Genomic DNA, 17,566 nt, shown 5'->3' with positions numbered 1-17,566 from the left:
CCATCAGATCGTCCCGCCCCGCTGTCGACGCTTGCCTGTCATTTCCGGACCAGTCTCTTCGAGGTGGCGGCAGATCATGTCGATCACCACATCCGGATTGTCATGCTGCGGAAAGTGACCGTCGTGGCGCAGCATGACCCATTTCATCGGTCCCGGAACCCGATCGGATAGCACTTCCATCTGGCGCTGCGCATCATGGTCGTCCTTCAGGCCCTGAATGAGCAGCAGCGGCGCGGTCAGCGCGCCGACCCGGTCGAGGATCACGCCGGGATCGGCGGATACGGCTTCGCGCTGTGCGGCCCGGCAGCGCATCGCGGTCTGCATGTCGGCGTGTTCCGCACCGAGTTTTTCGATTTCGCCGAGGCCGTCAGTCTCGTGTACGACTTCACCAGCATGAACCTGCGGGCATATCGCCACCATGCGCCCGACCATCCACGGATGCACGCAGGCAAACAGTATGGCAACCGCCGCGCCGTCGCTATGGGCGACGATGTCCACGTCGGTGAGGGTCAGCGCGCGCATCAGGGCGGGCAGGACTGCATGCGCCTCATACGACAGAATATTCGTGGAGGCTCCGCCTTGAGGCTCGGGGCTTGCGCCACGACCGGGCCGCGAATAGGCGACGATGCGGCGTCCCGGAAAACGTGCGTTGATGCCTTCGGCGATCTCTTCCAGCGAATGGACCGAGCCGAGACCATGGGTCAAGAGGAGAATGGCCCGGTTTTGCCCTGCGCCAATGTCCAGCGTTTCGATCTCGCCGGCGTCGGTCTCGACGATCTGGCGTCGCCAGGGCGTCATCCTGACGACACGTGCGCTCTTGGAACTCTCGTCCTGTGTGAAATGAAGCATACGCCCCTCCCAAGGCTGACGTTCGCGCCGCAGGCTTGTCGCCATTTTCGATACCGAACGCTTCCGATCATGACATCATCCGTCTACTCCCGTAAGCCTGACGCTCCTCTGGAACTTGCCTAAAAATCTCATTTTTTCATGTGGAAGGCTCGTCAGGCACCGCGCATCCGGCTGCCTTGCGGAATGTCTGCACCCATGCGGTGAGAGAGGCGGGCGGCCATCTGCTTTACGTTGCCGATGACGGTGTCGCGGTTGTTCATGGCTTCTGCGTCCAGTGTCAGACTCACGGCCACGCCGGCGATGGGATGGTTCTGGGCATCGAGCACCGTCGCTCCGAAGCACACCATGCCTTCGGCCACCTGCTCCTCATCGCAGCTGTAGCCCTGGAGCCTGATGGCCCTGAGCTCCGCCAGAAGATCGTCCAGCGAGCGAACGCTGCGGCTGGTGCGTGCCTCCGGCAGGCCGTGTGCGTAGAGCCGGCGGATTTCATGGTCGTGCATGTGGCTCAGAAACGCCTTGCCGGTGGCGGTGAAGGCGGCCGGCAGCCGCATGCCGACGCGGAACTCCAGCGCCGAGCGGCTAAGGGCGGCGTTACGCGCGGCAATGTAAACAACCTCTGCCCCGTCCTGAACGGTCAGCGTGATCGTCGCGCCGGGAAGGCCGGTCTCCTGATCCCATATGGCCGCGAACTCGGTCGCGACATCGGACTGGAGCGTGAAGGCGTTCGACCAGCGCATGACATGCGGACCCAGCTGGAAGGTCTGATCGTTACGCCGGATTAGAAGCTCTAGATTGACGAGCGTTTGGCAAAGAGAGTGGATGCTGGAGCGGGCGATCTTCAACTCCCGCGACAGATCGGACAGGCTCAGGAACGTCTTCGAGCGCGCGACAACATCGAGAATGCGAGCGCCGCGCTCCAGCGCCGGCGACTGCTGCGTCTTGGATTCCCTCACGTTCATGAAACGCTCGCACCTTCGATGAACAACCCTCTTCTGCCTCTGGTATAGCCTATTGACATTTGTTCCGTCCAGAGAATATTGTTCAGCATATTGAACGAAAATCGAAATGGTGGATGCCGTCAGGCTAAAATCGCGGAAAAGTAAGTTTGGGAGGTTTCAGGGATGGTCATGAGCGTGCGCGACTGGGCTGTTCGTTTCGGCGAGGCCTCGGACCGTGACCCGACGATCGGGGCCATGGCCCGCTATTTCACCTGCCGCTATCTCTGGGACATGGGGCCGGCCAAAGTCATCGTGGAAATGCGCGACGGGCGCGTTCACAGCATCAACACGGATCCGCAGCCACTTGACCCTTATGACTTCGCGCTTCGGGCGAGCGCCGCGACATGGCGTGAATTCGCCAAGCCTGTGCCGGAGCCGATGTATCACGGCATCTGGTCGGCCAGCTTCCGGCGCGATCTCAAGATCGAGGGCAATATCCTCGTCATGATGCAGAACCTGCGCAATTTCACAGTCCAGTTCGAGCTGCTTCGCAAGGTCGGCGTGCCGGTCTGAGACGTCACCTAAAGCCCACAGGATCAACAGGAATGGCCAAGCACTCTCCCGTTATCGGACGCTACGTCACCATCGAGGTGGACGGCTTCGAATACAAGGTCTTCTACCTGCGCAACGGCAGCGGCATTCCGCTGGTCTGCCAGCACACGGCAGGCTGCCACAACCACCAGTGGCGCGGGCTGCTCGAAGACGAAACCATCACGCAGCGTTATGATGTGATCGCCTATGACCTGGCGCGCCACGGCAAGTCCGACCCACCGCTCAACAAGGAGTGGTGGAAGGAAGAATATGTGCTGACGGCCCAGCACTACATGAACTTCATCGTCACGCTGTGCGACGCACTGGAACTCGACCGACCGATCTTCATGGGGTCGAGTTTCGGCGGCAATGTCGCGCTGCAGCTGGCTTTGCATCATCCCGACAAGTTCCGGGCCGTCATCCCCGTCGAGGCGGCGGAACATGCGCCGGGCTTCTATCTCGACTGGTGGCGTCACCCGCATGCCAATGCGGCGCAGGTCTGCGCGAGCGGCGTGTGGGACCTCATGGCTCCGCAAAGCCCCGACATGGATCGCTGGCTGACCTGGCACTACTACACGCAAGGCTCCGAAGCCTTCAAGGGCGACCTGTTCTTCTACTCGATTGATCACGACCTGCGCGGCAAGCTCGGCAATATCGATACACGCCGCTGCCCGGTGATCATGATGACCGGCACTTACGACTATCTGACGCCGCCCGAGGCCACCGAGAACACGGCACGCCAGATCCCCGGTGGCATCTATATCGAGATGGAGGATATCGGGCATTTCCCGATGTCGGAGAACTACCCGCTGTTCGCGGTCTATCTGAAAGAAGCGCTTCGCCTGATCGAAGCGCGGACCTGAAATCGTAGAGCGGATGACGAGCCATGAAGATCATTGAATTCGACGACAAGGGCCGGCGTATCGAGAGCGACGCGAACGCGCCTGCACGATCCGGCAACGCGTCTTCGCTGGCCCCGCGCCCGAATTACTCCCCGGCCCCGAAGGACGCGCCGCGCACGAGGCGCAAGTCTTCGGGGATCGAATTGCATATGTTCCAGACCGGAACGCTGAGGACGAAGACGAAATATATCAAGATGAACCAAGGCGAGGGGGATTTCGAAATCCCCGTGCCGTGGTTCCTGATCAAGCATCCGCAAGGCAATGTCGTCATCGATGGCGGCAACGCGGTCGAGGCGGCTATCGACAAGCGCGGTCATTGGGGCGCGGTCGTGGACGCCTACGACCCGGTCATGCCGGTCTCGGAAAACTGCGTCGATCAGCTGAAGATGGTCGGCGTGAGCGCGCAGGATGTGCGCTATGTCGTGCAGTCGCACCTGCATCTCGACCATACCGGCGCCATCGGGCGGTTTCCCAAGGCGCAGCATATCGTTCAGCGCAGCGAATATGAATATGCCTTCAAGCCGCACTGGTTTTCCGCCGGCGCTTATATCCGCGCCGATTTCGACCGTCCGGGTCTCAACTGGAAGTTCCTCGGCGGCGAGTTCACCGACAATTTCGATCTGTTCGGCGACGGTACAGTGCGGATGATCTTCACGCCTGGCCATTCGCCCGGACATCAATCCTTCCTGATCACGCTGCCCGAGAGCGGGCCGATCCTGTTGACGATCGATGCCGCTTATACGGTCGATCACTGGGAAAACCGGGCGCTACCCGGTCTTGTCACGTCTTCGATGCAGGCGGCCGATTCCGTCACCAAGCTCAGGCGCATCGCGAAGGACACGAATGCGATGGTCGTCACAGGCCATGACCCGGTCACATGGCCGAGCTTCCGCAAATCCCCGCAGGATTTTTATGACTGATCGCTGGACCGGATGACCGGTCCGCAACTAGGAGGAGAGTTGGAATGTTACGCAAATTGGTATGCGCAGCGGCCTTCGTGGCCGTCTCCGCAAGCGCCGTCTTCGCCGCCGGCGTGGACGAGATCAACCCGGACGTCGCTAAACGCCTTTACAACAAGGACATGCTCGATCCGATGCAGCCGATCGGGCCGAGCAAGTGGCGTGACTTCAAGCCGAAGAAGGGCCCGCCGTGGAAGATCGGCTATGCCTCGTCCTACGCCGGCAACACCTGGCGCGCCGCCGCGATGGACGAGCTGCAGAAGGTCATCGTGCCGGAATGGAAGAAACTCGGTCTGATTTCCGACGTCGTTGTTACCCAGTCGAACCTCAATGATTCCACCCAGATCCAGCAGATCCGCCAGCTCGTCGACCAGGGCGCGGACGCGATCATTCTCTGCTGCTCCAACCCCACCGCGCTCAACGCATCGGTGAAATACGCGGCCGACAAGGGCGTTCCGGTCTTCTCGATGACCGGTTACCTGACCTCGGAATATGCCATCAACTCGTCGGTCAACTATCAGGTCGGCGGCTATGAGATCGGCAAGGCCATGGCCGACCAGCTTGGCGGCAAGGGCAATGTCCTCGTCGTCGAAGGCATTCCCGGTACGTCCGGCTCCGACAGCCAGAACCGCGGGGTTCTCGCAGGTCTCAAGTCCGCGCCGGATATCAAGGTTGTCGGCTCTGTCGCCGGCATGTGGACCGACCAGGTCGCTCAGGGCGAAGTGCAGAAGTGGCTTGCCACCAATCCGGGCAAGCTCGACGGCATCGTCGTGCAGTCGGCGGCCGAAATGGGCGTGTTGCGCGCCGTCCAGCAGGCAGGCCGCGGCGAAATCCCGGTTGCCATCGGCGGTGAGCTGGGTGCGCTCTGCTACTGGCGCAAGAACCCCAAATACATCAACGCCTCCTATCAGCTCTGGCCGCCGGCCGACGATATCGAGCTGATGTGGCACATCATGATGCGCACGCTGGAAGGCCAGGGCCCGAAGATCCAGTCGATCCTCGTCGATCCGGTGAAGCTCACCTATGATGATCTGACCAAGGTCATGGACGAGAACTGCAACCTCAACAGCGCCGAATGGCTGAAGGTCGGTGCCGACCGTTGGGGTTACAACTCGGCCTATCTCGACAACTTCTTCCTGCGCCCGGCCGATCCGCGCGCCTTCAAGAAGAAGTAATCGTGTGAAGGACGGCCGCGCCCCGTTCTGCGGCGCGGCCAGCCTCGACCATCGTTTCAACCGCCGTTTCTTCGTTTCATCGGTCGTGCCGCGACCAGATGGGTAGTCTCATGTCGTCCACAGCTCCAGAGATCGCACAGCCTGCCGGCCGGGAGACAATCCTGGTGCGTGGTGTGAAAAAGTATTTCGGGCCAACCCGGGCGCTCGACGGGGCATCCTTTTCGGCACGGGCGGGCGAGATCCACGCCATTGTCGGCGGCAACGGCTGCGGCAAGTCGACGATGGCGAAGGTGGTCTCCGGTGTCCTGCCGGTCGATAGCGGTACGGTTTCCATTCTCGGCGAAACCCCCTCCACGCCGGCCGAAAGCCGGGCGCTCGGTATTTCCACCGTCTATCAGGAAGTGCTTGTGGCCGACGAAAGCTCAGTCGTCGACAACATCTTCATGGGCTCGGACCGGCTCTTTTCCAAGACGCTGTCGCAGGATCGCAAGGTGGCGCGCGCCGCCGAGCTGATGGAGGAACTTTCCGGCGAGCCCGTCGATCCGCATGCGCTGGTCGGTACGCTGCCACTGGGCCTGAAGCAGTGGATCACAATTGCCCGCGCGCTCCTCTCCGAGCCACGCATTCTGATCCTCGATGAAAGCTCCGCCGCGCTCGATTTCGACTCCACCGAGCGGCTGTTTGCCCGGATGCGAGCGCTGCGCGATCGCGGCACGACGATCCTGATCGTCACGCATCGTATCGCCGAACTGGTACGCATTTCCGACCGTGCGACGGTCTTCCGCGACGGCCGCGATGTGGGTGTCCTGGAAAAGGAAGATATCACCGAAAAGAACCTTCTGCGCCTTATGACCGGTGAGGACCGCTCGGCTGGCCATTCAAATGCCGAAGCTCCGCAGCCTAAGACGCCCGAGCGGGCGATGAAGGCGAGGAAGCTTGCCGTCTGGCCGAATTCGAAGCCATTCGATTTCGATCTGCGCCGGGGCGAAGTTGTCGGCATTGCAGGCCTGGACGGGCAGGGGCAGGACGCCTTCGTGCGCGTTCTGGCTGGCGTCATGGGCGCATCGCAGGGACTTGTGCAGGTCGCTTCCCGCGACGGAAGTTGGCAGCCCGTGCGCAACCTGCCGGAGGCCGTGGCGAACAAGGTGGCCTATGTCTCCGGCGACCGCAAGCGCGAGGGCATCTTCGCCTCGCTCTCCATCTTCGAAAACATGGTCATGCCACTTTATCGCGAGAAGAAGCGCGGCGGCATTCTCGGCTTCATCGATCGGGGCACGCTTTCGACGCTGTTCAAGCGCGAGGCGGAGAACCTGCTGATCAAGTTCGGCGTCAAGGAAGACCGCATCACGTCGCTCTCCGGCGGGAACCAGCAGAAGGTGCTGATCGGACGCGGCTTTGCCATGCGCCCCGACGTGATCATCCTCAACGATCCGGCCCGCGGCATCGATGTCGGCGCCAAGACCGAGCTTTACCGGCATTTGCGCGCCTATGCCGAAGAGGGCAGGGCGGTGATCTATCTCTCTTCCGAAATCGAGGAATTCCTGGGCTTTGCCACCCGCGTGATCGTCTTCCGCGACGGCGCGCCCTTCGATGCCTTCGACGGACGCAGCCTGGAGCCGAAGCGTGTGCTGGAAGCTATGTTCGGCCAGACGGGTGGCGAAGGTCTGACGGCGGCTTACGGACTGCGTCCCGGCGCACCGAACGCCGCTGGCGCATCCGCCGGAGCCTTCGCTGTGCAAAGCGACGGCCCGCGGGTGCGCGTCGAGGTTCCCGCCGCAGTCAAGCCCAAACCTGCCTCTCCCGCGCCTGTCGATGCCGGGAGCGCGCATCTGGTTCCGGCGGAGCGGTTTGCTGCAGATCTGCCGACTTCGCGTCCGAAAGCCACGCCGACGGTCAAGCCTATCCGCATCGTCGAATTCGGCGAAAACGGTGCGCGCATCGAAGGAGGGCAGCCATGAGCCTTCCGGTTATGCCTCGGGAGACCTCGGGTTCCGAGCCGGTCGCCGCGAAGGTGGCCGAGCAGGGCGGGCGCTCCAATCCGTTCCTGCTGATGCCGATCACGCTGTTCTTCGCGCTGCTCTCGATCGCGGTGCTGCGCACACCGAGCCTCATGACCGCTTCGGGCATTGGCGCAGCGATCATCGTCGTCACGCCGCTGATCCTTGCGACCTATACGCTGATGGCTTCGACCATCGCCGGCCGCGGTACGGTCGATCTCTCCGTGGGGCCACTAATCGGCTTCATCAACGTGACCATGATCCAGCTTCATGCGGCCGGCGCGCTGGAAAACCCGATCCCCGTCTTTCTCTATTGCATGGCGGTGGGCGCGGCCTATCAGTTCATTTTCGCGTTGATCGTCATCTATGTGCGCGTGCAGCCGATCATCGTGTCACTCTCCGGCTATCTGGCGCTGTCGGGCATCAATCTCGTCATTCTGCCACGCCCCGGCGGGGTTGCTCCGCCCTTCATGGCCGAATGGGGGTACGGCACGTCGATCTTTTCGCCGGTGCTGATCATTCTGGTTCTGGCGACGGTCGCCTGGCTGCTGTTTACGGCGACGGCCTTTTACACCCATCTGCGTCTGATGGGCTCGGACGAGCGCGCGGCCTACACATCCGGCGTTCCGATCACTATCGTGCGCATCGGTGCGCATCTGATTTCCGGCTGCTTTGCCGGGCTTGCCTCGATCTGCTTCACGGCACTCATTTCCTCGGGCGACCCGTCGCAGGGCACGACCTACACGCTGATCGCGGTGACGGCGCTGGTGCTCGGCGGCGCGTCGCTCGCTGGTGGCCGGGGCGGCGTCTTCGGCTCGGCGCTCGGCGCGCTCAACCTCTACATGATCACCTTCGTCCTCTCGAGCTTCAACTTCGGCTCGGTGCAGAGCTTCGTGACGAACCTGGCCTATGGCGCGATCCTTGTCATTTCGCTGCTGCTGACACTGCTCATCCCGGTCATCCAGCGCCATATCCGCAACTTCTCGCCGCTGCTCTACTTCGTGTCGCTGGGCGTCGTCGTCTTCGGCATCGCGCTGCATGCCACGTTCGACTACACGAGCCTCGGCGAGGCGCCCGCCTATATGCCAGGCCCGATGGACATCCAGGCTGCGCTGACGAAGCCGCTGGAGATCGCAACTCTGACGCCTGAGACGCTGGCGCTCAGGGCTGAGGCCATGCCCTTCGTCTTCTTCACCATCCTTCTCGCGGTCCTTGCCGTCTTCCTGCGGCTGGCCTTCGCGCAGGCGAGCCGGCGCAGCTTGGGCCCGGCAGTGGCGGTGGTGGTGACGGCACTCGTTCTCGGTGGCGCATGGGTCATGCACGAAGGCGGCATCGCGCCCGCGACGGAGGTCGTTCGCTGATGGAAAAGCTGCCACAGATCGGCCTTCCGGCCCGCATTCTCGGCCTCGTCATCGCCATTCTGCTCGCGGGTCTCGGCGCAGGCTTCGGCTTCGCGCAAGGCATGGCGGTGCAGGTCGTCATCCTGTCGGCCATCGCAACGCTGGCGCTCACCGTCTGGGCCTGGCGCTATGTCATCGGCCAGTTCGTGGAGACGGAGACAATCGTCGCCGACGGGCCAAGCCCGCTGCGCCTGGCGTGGTTGCAATATCGCTGGCCGCTGATCGGGCTGGCGCTGGTGCTGGCGGCTTTCCTCTTGCTGTCGCTGACGATCCCCCGCTTCTTCAATATCTGGAATGTGCTCTCGCTTATCATTCTGCTCGCCATTCTCGTACTGACGCGCACGCTCGGACGGCAGTTCCAGCAGAACCGCTCCGCCTTCATCGGCATCATGGTTCTGGCTGGCCTCTTCTCCGTCGGCTCGATGAATATCGAGGGCTTTGCCTCGGGCAACAACATCAAGTCCATGCTGCTTTTCGCCTCCTTCCTCGGCATTGCCTCCATCGGCCAGACGCTGGTGGCGCTGCTGGGTGGGCTCGATCTCTCCATCCCCTTCATCATCGGCGGGGCGAATGTCGGCCTGCTCTACCTGATCGGCCTCGGCGTTCCCCCATGGCTCGCCACGATCATCGTGCTGCTGATCGGCACGATCTTCGGCGTCATCAACGGGTTGCTCAGCTATCGCCTGCAGGGGCAGGCGCTGATCGTGACACTCGGCACGGGCTTTGCCATCTCGGGCGGCGTTCAGATCGTCACCTCCATCGGTTCGGCCTATTCCGGCAACGTGTTCGGCACCGTGCCGCCGTGGCTTGCCAATATCTCGGCCATGAACGGCACGACCTTTGGCCTGCCATTCCCGCCGGTCATCCTCGTCTGGGCGTTGATCGCGCTGATCCTGATCGTCGGGCTGCGCACCACGGTCTATGGTCGCTACCTCTATGCGCTCGGCGTCAACCGCACTTCGGCGAGCCGCGTGATGATTTCCGAGATGCGCTACTGGGTCATCATGTATGCGCTCTCGGGCTTCTTTGCCGCGCTGACCGGCGGCCTGCTGCTCGGCTGGTCCGGCGGCGGCTTCATCGGGGTCGGCGATCAATATCTCTTCCTGACGCTGGCGGCGGTGGTCGTGGGCGGCACGTCGCTCCTCGGCGGCGCGGGCGGCTATGGCTTCACGGTCATCGGCGTGCTCGTGCTTCAGGTTCTCTCGAGCTTCCTGGTCGGCATCGGCCTCGATTTCAAATGGCAGCAGTTCATCTTTGGCCTGCTCATCCTTCCCATGGTGGCGCTCTATGCACGCTCGCCGCATATCCGCACGCAGATCTGAGGTGAACGCAATGCGACACGACCTTTTCCTTCAAGGAGGACAATGACAATGGCGGTCTATCAGACAACCGACCTCACTGCTGCGAGCTTTTCCGCCGACCTGTTCGGCCTTGCCGCAACCACGGTGCTTCTCCTGATCGGGACGGCCTGGGTCAGCCGGTCATGGCGGCTTCCCGTCGCCCTTTGTGCCATTGCGGCGCTGGTCGGCGTGGGTTCGGTTCACGAGGCGCGCGAGGCCTGGTTCGCCGGGCAGGGCGTGCCCGTCGTCTATCACTATGTCGGCTGGGCCGTGTCCATGCCGCTGCAGGTGATGGCACTCTTTTTCCTTGCCGGCACGGCGGGCAAGCTGTCGGCTGGCCTATTCTGGCGACTGATCGTCGTCTCGGTGCTGATGGTCTTCGTGCGCTATCTCGGCGAAGCAGCCTTCATGCATCCCACACTCGCCTTCCTCATCGGCCTCGTCTTCTGGCTCTATCTGCTCGGCGAGTTCTATTTCGGCCGCATGGACGATGTGGTGCGCGCCTCCACCGGCGATACGCTTCGGCGCGGCTATTTCTGGCTCCGGCTGATCGTCACCATCGGCTGGGCGATCTATCCGCTCGGCAATTTCCTCACTGCCTTTGCCGGCATGACCGACGATGGCAGCCTCTCGGTTGCCTATAACGTCGCCGATATCCTCAACCGCATGGCCTTCGGCATCGCCGTTCTTTCGACCGCCATCCTTGCTTCGGAGGAGAAGGCCGGTGCCTGAATTCCATCATTTGCCTGAAACCCCTGCTCATTCAGAAGGAATACGTCCATGAAGGGTGCAGACGTCATTGCCATTATCATCCTGGCGGCTATCGTCATTGCTGTCGCCGCCTATCTTCTGCACTGGCTCTATCGCCGCTCCACCAAAGACGTCAGCTTCGTGCGGACCGGCTTCGGCGGCGAGAAGGTCGTCATGGGCGGCGGCGCGCTGGTGCTGCCGATCCTGCATGACCTCACCGAGGTCAACATGAATACGCTGCGTCTGGAGGTGACCCGCGCACGGGAAAAGTCGCTGATCACCAAGGATCGCATGCGCGTCGAACTCACCGTCGAGTTCTATGTCCGCGTTGCGCCGAATACGGATGCGGTGGCAACCGCCGCCCGCAGCCTCGGCAACCGCACCATGAATGCCGAGCAGCTCAAGGACCTGATCCAGGGTCGCTTCGTCGACGCCATGGGTGGCGCTGCGGCCAAGATGACGCTCGAATTCATCCACGAAAACCGTCAGGCCTTCGTCAGGGAAGTGAAGCAGGAAGTGGCCGAAAGCCTCGCGCTCGACGGTCTCGAACTGGAATCCGTGTCGCTCACCTCGCTCGACCAGACCGACATCAAGCTCTTCGATCCCTCGAACACGTTCGACGCCGAAGGCCTGACACACCTGACCGAGCAGATCGAGAGCCGCAAGAAGAAGCGCAACGATATCGAGAAGGATACGGCGATCGCCATCCGCGCCAAGAACCTCGAAGCCGAAAAGCGCAGCCTCGAGATCGAACGCGACAGCGAATATGCACGGCTTTCGCACGAGGCTCAGGTCGCCATCGAGCGCGCCTCCAAGAAATCCGAGATTGCCGCCGAGAACGCCCAGCGCGAACGCGAGATCGAAGCCGTGAAGCTCAAGGAACGCGAAGCCGTCGAGCGCAGCCGCATCGACATGGAACGCGAAGTCGAGCGCCTGGAAATCCGTCGCCGCGAAACGATCCAGATCGAGGAACAGGCGCGCGAAATCGCCGTCTCGCTGAAGTCCAAGGAGCGCTCGGAGGCGCAGGCCGAGGCCGAGAAGGCGCGCGCCGCGATGATCGAGGCGCAGGAGAAGGTGATGACGATCCGCGATACCGAGATCGCCAACCGCCAGAAGCTCATCGAACGCATCGAGGCCGAACGTGCTGCCGAAGCCGAGGCCGCCCGCATCCGCATTCTGGCCGAAGCCGAAAAGGCCGCTGCCAAGGACCGCGCCGATGCCGACCGGATCGCGGTGGCTGCGCTCGAAGAGCGCATGAAGGTCGAGGCCGCCGGCAAGGAACGGCTCAATGCGGCAGAGAACATGCGCTCCGATGCCAGCCGCCGCTCCGCGCTGCACCGCTCGCTGGTCGAGAACCTGCCGGCCATCATCCGCGAAAGCGTCAAGCCGATGGAGAAGATCGAGGGCATCAAGATCCTTCATGTGGAAGGGCTTCCGGGCCTTTCCGGCGGCGGATCCGGCCAGCTGGTTGCCGGCGACGAGGCGGGTGCGCCGCGCGACGGGAACCTGGCAGAACAGGTGGTCAGCTCAGCGCTGCGCTATCGCACACAGGCACCCTTTGTCGACACGCTGCTGGGCGAGATCGGCCTGACGGCCGAGACGATCCACCGGCCGCATACGCTGAGCGACCTTTCCAAGGTCGTCTATACCGAGCCCGCCGCTCCGACATCCGCGACCAAGGACAAGAGCCGGCCGAACTGAACCGCGACGACCGGCCGGGGATAGCCCGGCCGGCCATTTGCGCCCGCGTGACGATGCAGGAACCCTTCCATGAGCCAGACTGACGCCCGTACTGAACGCTCCATACTGATCTTCGCGATCTGGGCCGTGCTCGGGCTTTTCGGGCTCTGCGTTTTCCTGGAGGGCTTGAAGGCGGATTGGTGGGCGCTCTCCGCCGCCGGCGTGCTGTCGATCGTGCTGGCTTTCGTCGCGCATATTGTCGTCAACGGCATCTTCGACACCGGCTTCACGCAGGGCGAGGCGGCGCTCGGGATTGGCGCCTATGGAGTGCTCGGGCTCATTTTCGTGGTGTCCGCTGTCGGTGGCGACATGACCATGGCCGACTACTATTCCGGCCTCACGCTCTTCGGGGTGCTGGCCGCCGGTTTTCTCGCCTATCTGTTCACGCGGCACGGCCTGCGCGGCGCCTTCTCGCGCTTCCATATCAAACCGGGCGACGGGTCGGAGGAGCATGCATGATGTGGCTTTCGCTTTTCGCGCTCGTCTATGCCGTCGCCGTTCTCTACTGGGCGCGCCTCAGCGCGCAGGCGAATGGCGATTACCAGACCTTCTTTTCCGCTGCGCATGGGCTGTCACCTTGGATTTCCGCGCTGGTCATCGCCGGTGCGAGCCTGTCCGGCTGGGCCATTTTGGCAGGAACGGATGAAATCGCCCGTCATGGCTTTGGTCTTGCGGCCAGCCTTCAGGCCGGCGTGGCGCTGGCGCTGCCGGGCGTCGTCTTCTTCAAGCGCGTCTGGCTGCTCGGCCAGCGGCTCAGTGTTTCTTCGCTCACCGAATTGCTGCGTGCCTATTGGGGCTCGGAATTCCTGACCGCCTTTTCGGCCGTTGTCGCCGTGCTCTTTGCCGTGGCCTTCGCTGGTCTGCAGCTTCATGCGCTGTCGCGGCTCGCCGCAGAACTGGGCGGCGGCCTGGTTTCGATGGAAATGGCGTCCGTGCTGCTCGGTCTCATTCTCTTTGCCTATGTCGTCATCGGCGGCATGCGCGCAGCGGCCTTTCTCGGTGCGATCCAGTCGGTGATGGCTGGGGCCTCGATTGTTGTGCTGGCCGGCTTCGCGCTGATTGCCGCGGGCGGATTTGCTGCGTTGAATGCCGGGCTTGCCAAGCTGGCCGAGGACCCTGCAACGGCGACGCGCTTCATTGTGGCAGGCGTCGTGCAATTCACTGCCGGCCTCGGCAAGGAGGCGGCGGCGGGCCATGAGGGAACAGCGCTCGCCAGCCTCTCCTTCGCCATGGCGCTGATGGGCCTGCAGGCTAGCCCGATGATCATGAAGGTGGTGCTTTCGACATCGAGCCCGCGTGGCTTTGCGGCAGGGCAGACCTGGGTCGTGGCAGGCGTTGCCGGTGCTCTCGTGGTTTTCTGTGTTGCGCTCGTCGGTGCCGGCGCGCTGGTCGATCCCGCGCGCACTCTGCCCGGATTACTGGCCGGCGTCTCGCCCTGGTTTGCGGCCTGGATCTTCATTGGGCTTGTCGCGGGCGTACAGGTCATGGCGGCAGTCGCCCTTCTTGCGGCCGGCGAGACGCTGGTGCGCCATCTCTATAAGCCGTTTTTCCATTCGAGCCTGTCCCGGCGCGATACCGTGACGCTCACGCGCGTCGTAATCGGGTTTCTTGTGCTTGGCAGCGTCTTGATGCAGCTGCTGACACCTGTCGCGCTGACGCTGCTGGCCTCCCTTGCCCTGCCACTTGCCTTCCAGCTCTCTACGCCGCTGCTGGGGATGACGTGGCTGCGCTGGATCACCCGGCCGGCTGCCGTGACAGGCGTCGGCTTCGGCATTGCCGGTGTGCTGCTGACGGAGCCTTTCGGGATTTCGGTCCTCTCCTTCTTCGGGCTCGATTTGCCGTGGGGCCGCAATCCCTGGACCATTCATTCTGCGGCTTGGGGGATGGCCGCCAATATCGCGGTGACCCTGCTGATCTCGGCCTTCACGCAGAAGCGCGGATTTGGTGAGGAAGGGGATGAGGCGCGCCGCTTTCTGTTCACCCAGCTTGCAGGAAGTGCGCGCGTGAGGGCTCTCCGGTCGACAGCATGGTCGGCGACGCTGGCCTGGGTTTTCCTCGCCATTGGCCCGGGCCTCGTCTTCGGCAATTACGCCTTTCTGGGCACGGATGGCCACTGGGTGCTCGGCATGCCCTCGCTCTGGGGCTGGTCGCTGGCCATGTGGGTCGCGGGTCTGGGATTGGTGTGGTTTCTCGCCTACAAGATGGAGCTGGCGAGCCCCTCTCTGGTTCATGTCCCGGCCTATGTGCCAAGGCCGCGCCTGCGAGGAGGGCAAGCGGAAGCCGAAATGCGCCGCCGCCGCGCCGCCATCATTGTCATTGCCGTTGCAGTGAGCCTGGTCGTCGTGACTGCGCTCGCTTTCGGCCATCGTTAGAATGCAGGACAATCAAGGGAAGAGTGAGATGAAAGCCAGAATCGCGCTGTTGAGAACGATGGGGACGGCACGTCCCTATCAGGACACGAGGCCGCTCGAGATCGTCGAGGCGGACTTGGAGGAGCCGGGCTTCGGCGAGGTGCTGGTGAAGATGGCGGCGGCCGGCCTTTGTCACTCCGACCTTTCTGTGATCAACGGCGACCGGCCGCGTGACATGCCGGTCGCGCTCGGCCATGAAGCCTCGGGTATCATCGAGGCGGTGGGGCCGGGCGTCACGCGTTTCGAGCCGGGAGACCATGTCGTTCTCGTCTTCGTGCCCTCCTGTGGCCATTGCGTGCCATGTGCTTCCGGCCGGCCGGCGCTGTGCGAACCCGGCGCCGTGGCGGCAGGCAAGGGCACGCTGCTCGGCGGCGAGCGGCGGCTGCGCTACAAGGGTGAGGCGCTGAACCACCATCTCGGTGTCTCCGCATTTTCGACCCATGCGGTCATGTCGGAAAATTCCTGTATCAAGATCGACAAGTCGGTGCCGCTGGATCGTGCTGCCCTGCTCGGCTGCGCGGTGCTCACGGGCGTCGGCGCGGTGCTGAACTCGGGTGAGCTGAAGATGGGGCAGAGCTGTGCCATCGTCGGCCTCGGAGGCGTGGGGCTTGCCGGACTTCTGGGTGCGGTCGCGGCAGGCGCCGAGACGATCGTGGCGGTCGACATGGCCGAACACAAGCGGGCGCTGGCGCTGGAGCTCGGCGCCACGCATGCCATCGATCCGACGAAAGAGAGTGCTGTCGCTGAGGTCAAGGCACTGACAAGCGGCGGTGTGGATCTCGCCGTGGAGCTGGCAGGCGCAGCGCCCGCGCTGAAATTCGCCTACGAGATCACCCGGCGCGGCGGCACGACCGTCACCGGGGGGCTGCCCAATCCGAAGGCCGAGTTCACCATTCCCGCTGTCTCTCTCACGGTCGGCGAACAGACGCTCAAAGGCTCCTATGTCGGCTCATGTGTGCCCGTGCGCGACATCCCGCGCTTCGCCGCCATGATGCAGGCCGGCAAGCTGCCGATCGAGAAGCTGATGACGCACCGGATCACGCTCGACGAGATCAATGAAGGTTTCGAACGCCTCGCGACCGGTGAGGCAATCCGCCAGGTCGTGGTGTTCTGATGTTGTCCGGGCTGCATGCCTGAAATTGATCGTCTCGGCGGGTGCATTGTCGTCAGAGCCGCCGACACTTCTGACGGAAGGCTCGATGTCGGTCTTGGCCCGTCGCTCCGAATATCTGATCGAGACGTATCGGCACAAGGCATGGTGCTCAACGCGCCGGATATCGATCCCGCGACCTTCGGGGATGCAGTCTTCTGGGCGGCGCTCGCGCTCGTCCTCGTGACGCAATTCGGCATCTTCGGACTGCTGCGGACCCGGTTCGGCCTGGGGCTGATGGCGATCCGTGACAACGAGACGGCGGCGGCCAGTGTCGGCATCGCGCCGGGCCGTTCGCGGATCATCGCCTTCGTCACCTCTGCCGTCATCTGCGGGGTGGCCGGCGTGATCTATTACACCTCGGTCCTCTATGTCGAACCTGCCGGAGCCTTCGATCTCGACTGGCAGATCCGCATTCTCTTCATCGTGATCGTTGGTGGTGCAGGAACCCTAGAGGGCCCGCTGATCGGCACGGCCATCTATTTTTTGAAACAATTGGCCGAAGCTTTAATCACGCACATATTCGGGTTCCATAACATATCTTATTGAACTGATTGTTGTACGTGGGGGTACGCGCTATACAGAAGTGCGACTTTTGAAGTGTGGTGGACGCGCTAGCCCAGGTGCGACGGTGAAATTGTTGCAGCCACGCTGGGCGCCGCTAAGACGAACCAGATCTCCATTGCTCCCCGTTCGAATAGCATTTGAAGAAAGGTCATTTCAGCCCGCTCGGCTGGTTTGGCCTGCTTCCAGGGAGATCAGGTAGGCCGTCAAGACATCGGGAAGACCTGCGCAAATCCTTTCGATATCTTCGCCGCTCGCATCGTGCATGAAATGTAGCGTACCGGTCGAGATCGCAAACAGCACCTTGGCGGCTTGTGGTCCCCGCTCGTTGCCCAGGCGAAGGCGCATGACCCGGTCTACCAGATGCTCGAATTGTTCCACGCGCTCCCGCTGAGCGAGTTTGATTGTCGCCAAGGCATCCCGGCGGATGGCGTAGTAGGCGATGAAGCGGCCGAACAGCGTCTCGATCACACCGCCGGCCGACAAACCCTGCCAGTAAGCATCCTTTGCCGAAAAGGTCGTTCGAAGCAGCTTCGACAGGGCATCAGTATGGCGAACGGCAAGACCCAGCAGCAACTGGTCGCGATCCGCGAAGAAGTGATACATGGACCCCGTCGATGCGCCTGCCTTTTGCGCAACCGACTGCATGCTCACGGCATCAGGGCCGGCAGAACAAATGAGTTCCGCCGCTGCGTCGAGTATTCTGTCCCTTCGGCTCACGCCGCGGCTCTGCCTTGGTGTTCGAAGCTCGTTCACGCTGATGCCAATTCCAGTTTCCCTAAGCTCTACACGCAAGCCCA

16 protein-coding genes are annotated in these 17,566 nt (G+C 62.8%); 13 read left to right on the top strand and 3 right to left on the bottom strand.

Features of this window, described 5'->3' with window-relative positions; genetic code table 11:
• Positions 1-3 precede the first annotated feature (3 nt).
• Both LQK83_RS12395 and LQK83_RS12390 read right to left on the bottom strand, forming a co-directional pair.
• On the bottom strand, positions 4-849 hold the full coding sequence (locus LQK83_RS12395; protein WP_230837715.1) for an alpha/beta fold hydrolase: 846 nt from the start codon (positions 847-849) through the stop codon (positions 4-6).
• A gap of 152 nt (positions 850-1,001) precedes the next feature.
• Complete coding sequence (locus LQK83_RS12390; protein ID WP_230837714.1) at positions 1,002-1,808, bottom strand: IclR family transcriptional regulator; 807 nt, start codon at positions 1,806-1,808, stop codon at positions 1,002-1,004.
• Between the two features lie 162 nt (positions 1,809-1,970).
• Between LQK83_RS12390 and LQK83_RS12385 the strand changes: the two genes are divergently transcribed.
• The 13 genes from LQK83_RS12385 (at position 1,971) to LQK83_RS12325 (ending at position 16,751) form a co-directional block, all read left to right on the top strand.
• Positions 1,971-2,360: a hypothetical protein gene (locus LQK83_RS12385; RefSeq protein WP_112693854.1), complete on the top strand. Its 390-nt coding sequence runs from the start codon at positions 1,971-1,973 to the stop codon at positions 2,358-2,360.
• Positions 2,361-2,392: 32 nt separating this feature from the next.
• Positions 2,393-3,241, top strand: coding sequence for an alpha/beta fold hydrolase (locus LQK83_RS12380; protein WP_230837713.1), 849 nt, complete (start codon positions 2,393-2,395; stop codon positions 3,239-3,241).
• A gap of 188 nt (positions 3,242-3,429) precedes the next feature.
• Positions 3,430-4,200 carry an AttM family quorum-quenching N-acyl homoserine lactonase gene (gene attM / locus LQK83_RS12375; RefSeq protein WP_230837930.1) on the top strand — a complete coding sequence of 257 codons (771 nt, stop codon included), beginning with the start codon at positions 3,430-3,432 and terminating at the stop codon, positions 4,198-4,200.
• 44 nt (positions 4,201-4,244) lie between these two features.
• Entirely contained in the window at positions 4,245-5,414 is a 1,170-nt protein-coding gene (locus tag LQK83_RS12370) for an ABC transporter substrate-binding protein (protein ID WP_230837712.1), read from the top strand.
• A 110-nt stretch (positions 5,415-5,524) separates the two neighbouring features.
• Entirely contained in the window at positions 5,525-7,372 is a 1,848-nt protein-coding gene (locus tag LQK83_RS12365) for a sugar ABC transporter ATP-binding protein (protein ID WP_230837711.1), read from the top strand.
• Positions 7,369-8,772: an ABC transporter permease gene (locus LQK83_RS12360; protein WP_230837710.1), complete on the top strand. Its 1,404-nt coding sequence runs from the start codon at positions 7,369-7,371 to the stop codon at positions 8,770-8,772. The genes LQK83_RS12365 and LQK83_RS12360 overlap by 4 nt, the downstream gene beginning before the upstream one ends.
• Complete coding sequence (locus tag LQK83_RS12355) at positions 8,772-10,133, top strand: ABC transporter permease (protein WP_230837709.1); 1,362 nt, start codon at positions 8,772-8,774, stop codon at positions 10,131-10,133. Before LQK83_RS12360 ends, LQK83_RS12355 begins: the two co-directional genes overlap by 1 nt.
• Before the next feature lie 48 nt (positions 10,134-10,181).
• Positions 10,182-10,883 carry a bacteriorhodopsin gene (locus LQK83_RS12350; protein ID WP_230837708.1) on the top strand — a complete coding sequence of 234 codons (702 nt, stop codon included), beginning with the start codon at positions 10,182-10,184 and terminating at the stop codon, positions 10,881-10,883.
• Positions 10,884-10,931: 48 nt separating this feature from the next.
• Positions 10,932-12,602 carry a flotillin family protein gene (locus LQK83_RS12345; RefSeq protein ID WP_230837707.1) on the top strand — a complete coding sequence of 557 codons (1,671 nt, stop codon included), beginning with the start codon at positions 10,932-10,934 and terminating at the stop codon, positions 12,600-12,602.
• A gap of 69 nt (positions 12,603-12,671) precedes the next feature.
• Positions 12,672-13,100: a hypothetical protein gene (locus LQK83_RS12340; protein ID WP_230837706.1), complete on the top strand. Its 429-nt coding sequence runs from the start codon at positions 12,672-12,674 to the stop codon at positions 13,098-13,100.
• Positions 13,097-15,013: a sodium:solute symporter family transporter gene (locus LQK83_RS12335; protein WP_230837705.1), complete on the top strand. Its 1,917-nt coding sequence runs from the start codon at positions 13,097-13,099 to the stop codon at positions 15,011-15,013. The genes LQK83_RS12340 and LQK83_RS12335 overlap by 4 nt, the downstream gene beginning before the upstream one ends.
• A gap of 28 nt (positions 15,014-15,041) precedes the next feature.
• Positions 15,042-16,166 (top strand): zinc-dependent alcohol dehydrogenase family protein, encoded by a 1,125-nt coding sequence (locus tag LQK83_RS12330; RefSeq protein WP_230837704.1) that lies wholly within the window; start codon positions 15,042-15,044, stop codon positions 16,164-16,166.
• Positions 16,167-16,307: 141 nt separating this feature from the next.
• Positions 16,308-16,751, top strand: coding sequence for a branched-chain amino acid ABC transporter permease (locus LQK83_RS12325; RefSeq protein ID WP_230837703.1), 444 nt, complete (start codon positions 16,308-16,310; stop codon positions 16,749-16,751).
• Between the two features lie 171 nt (positions 16,752-16,922).
• On the opposite strand, the gene LQK83_RS12320 is transcribed toward LQK83_RS12325, so the two are convergent.
• Positions 16,923-17,522: a TetR/AcrR family transcriptional regulator gene (locus tag LQK83_RS12320; RefSeq protein ID WP_230837702.1), complete on the bottom strand. Its 600-nt coding sequence runs from the start codon at positions 17,520-17,522 to the stop codon at positions 16,923-16,925.
• Positions 17,523-17,566: the final 44 nt, after the last annotated feature.

Origin of the sequence: Rhizobium sp. C1, from assembly GCF_021026335.1 — a bacterium.
Taxonomy (GTDB): Bacteria; Pseudomonadota; Alphaproteobacteria; order Rhizobiales; family Rhizobiaceae; genus Ensifer_A.
This window is presented reverse-complemented; position numbering and strand designations above follow the sequence as displayed.

Coding starts and splice junctions, on each gene's coding strand:
- LQK83_RS12340 (WP_230837706.1), top strand. CDS start 12,672: ATGAGCCAGACTGACGCCCGTACTGAACGCTCCATACTGATCTTCGCG.
- LQK83_RS12390 (WP_230837714.1), bottom strand. CDS start 1,808: ATGAACGTGAGGGAATCCAAGACGCAGCAGTCGCCGGCGCTGGAGCGC.
- LQK83_RS12345 (WP_230837707.1), top strand. CDS start 10,932: ATGAAGGGTGCAGACGTCATTGCCATTATCATCCTGGCGGCTATCGTC.
- LQK83_RS12370 (WP_230837712.1), top strand. CDS start 4,245: ATGTTACGCAAATTGGTATGCGCAGCGGCCTTCGTGGCCGTCTCCGCA.
- LQK83_RS12380 (WP_230837713.1), top strand. CDS start 2,393: ATGGCCAAGCACTCTCCCGTTATCGGACGCTACGTCACCATCGAGGTG.
- LQK83_RS12365 (WP_230837711.1), top strand. CDS start 5,525: ATGTCGTCCACAGCTCCAGAGATCGCACAGCCTGCCGGCCGGGAGACA.
- LQK83_RS12325 (WP_230837703.1), top strand. CDS start 16,308: ATGGTGCTCAACGCGCCGGATATCGATCCCGCGACCTTCGGGGATGCA.
- LQK83_RS12360 (WP_230837710.1), top strand. CDS start 7,369: ATGAGCCTTCCGGTTATGCCTCGGGAGACCTCGGGTTCCGAGCCGGTC.
- LQK83_RS12385 (WP_112693854.1), top strand. CDS start 1,971: ATGGTCATGAGCGTGCGCGACTGGGCTGTTCGTTTCGGCGAGGCCTCG.
- LQK83_RS12330 (WP_230837704.1), top strand. CDS start 15,042: ATGAAAGCCAGAATCGCGCTGTTGAGAACGATGGGGACGGCACGTCCC.
- attM (WP_230837930.1), top strand. CDS start 3,430: ATGTTCCAGACCGGAACGCTGAGGACGAAGACGAAATATATCAAGATG.
- LQK83_RS12395 (WP_230837715.1), bottom strand. CDS start 849: ATGCTTCATTTCACACAGGACGAGAGTTCCAAGAGCGCACGTGTCGTC.
- LQK83_RS12350 (WP_230837708.1), top strand. CDS start 10,182: ATGGCGGTCTATCAGACAACCGACCTCACTGCTGCGAGCTTTTCCGCC.
- LQK83_RS12335 (WP_230837705.1), top strand. CDS start 13,097: ATGATGTGGCTTTCGCTTTTCGCGCTCGTCTATGCCGTCGCCGTTCTC.
- LQK83_RS12355 (WP_230837709.1), top strand. CDS start 8,772: ATGGAAAAGCTGCCACAGATCGGCCTTCCGGCCCGCATTCTCGGCCTC.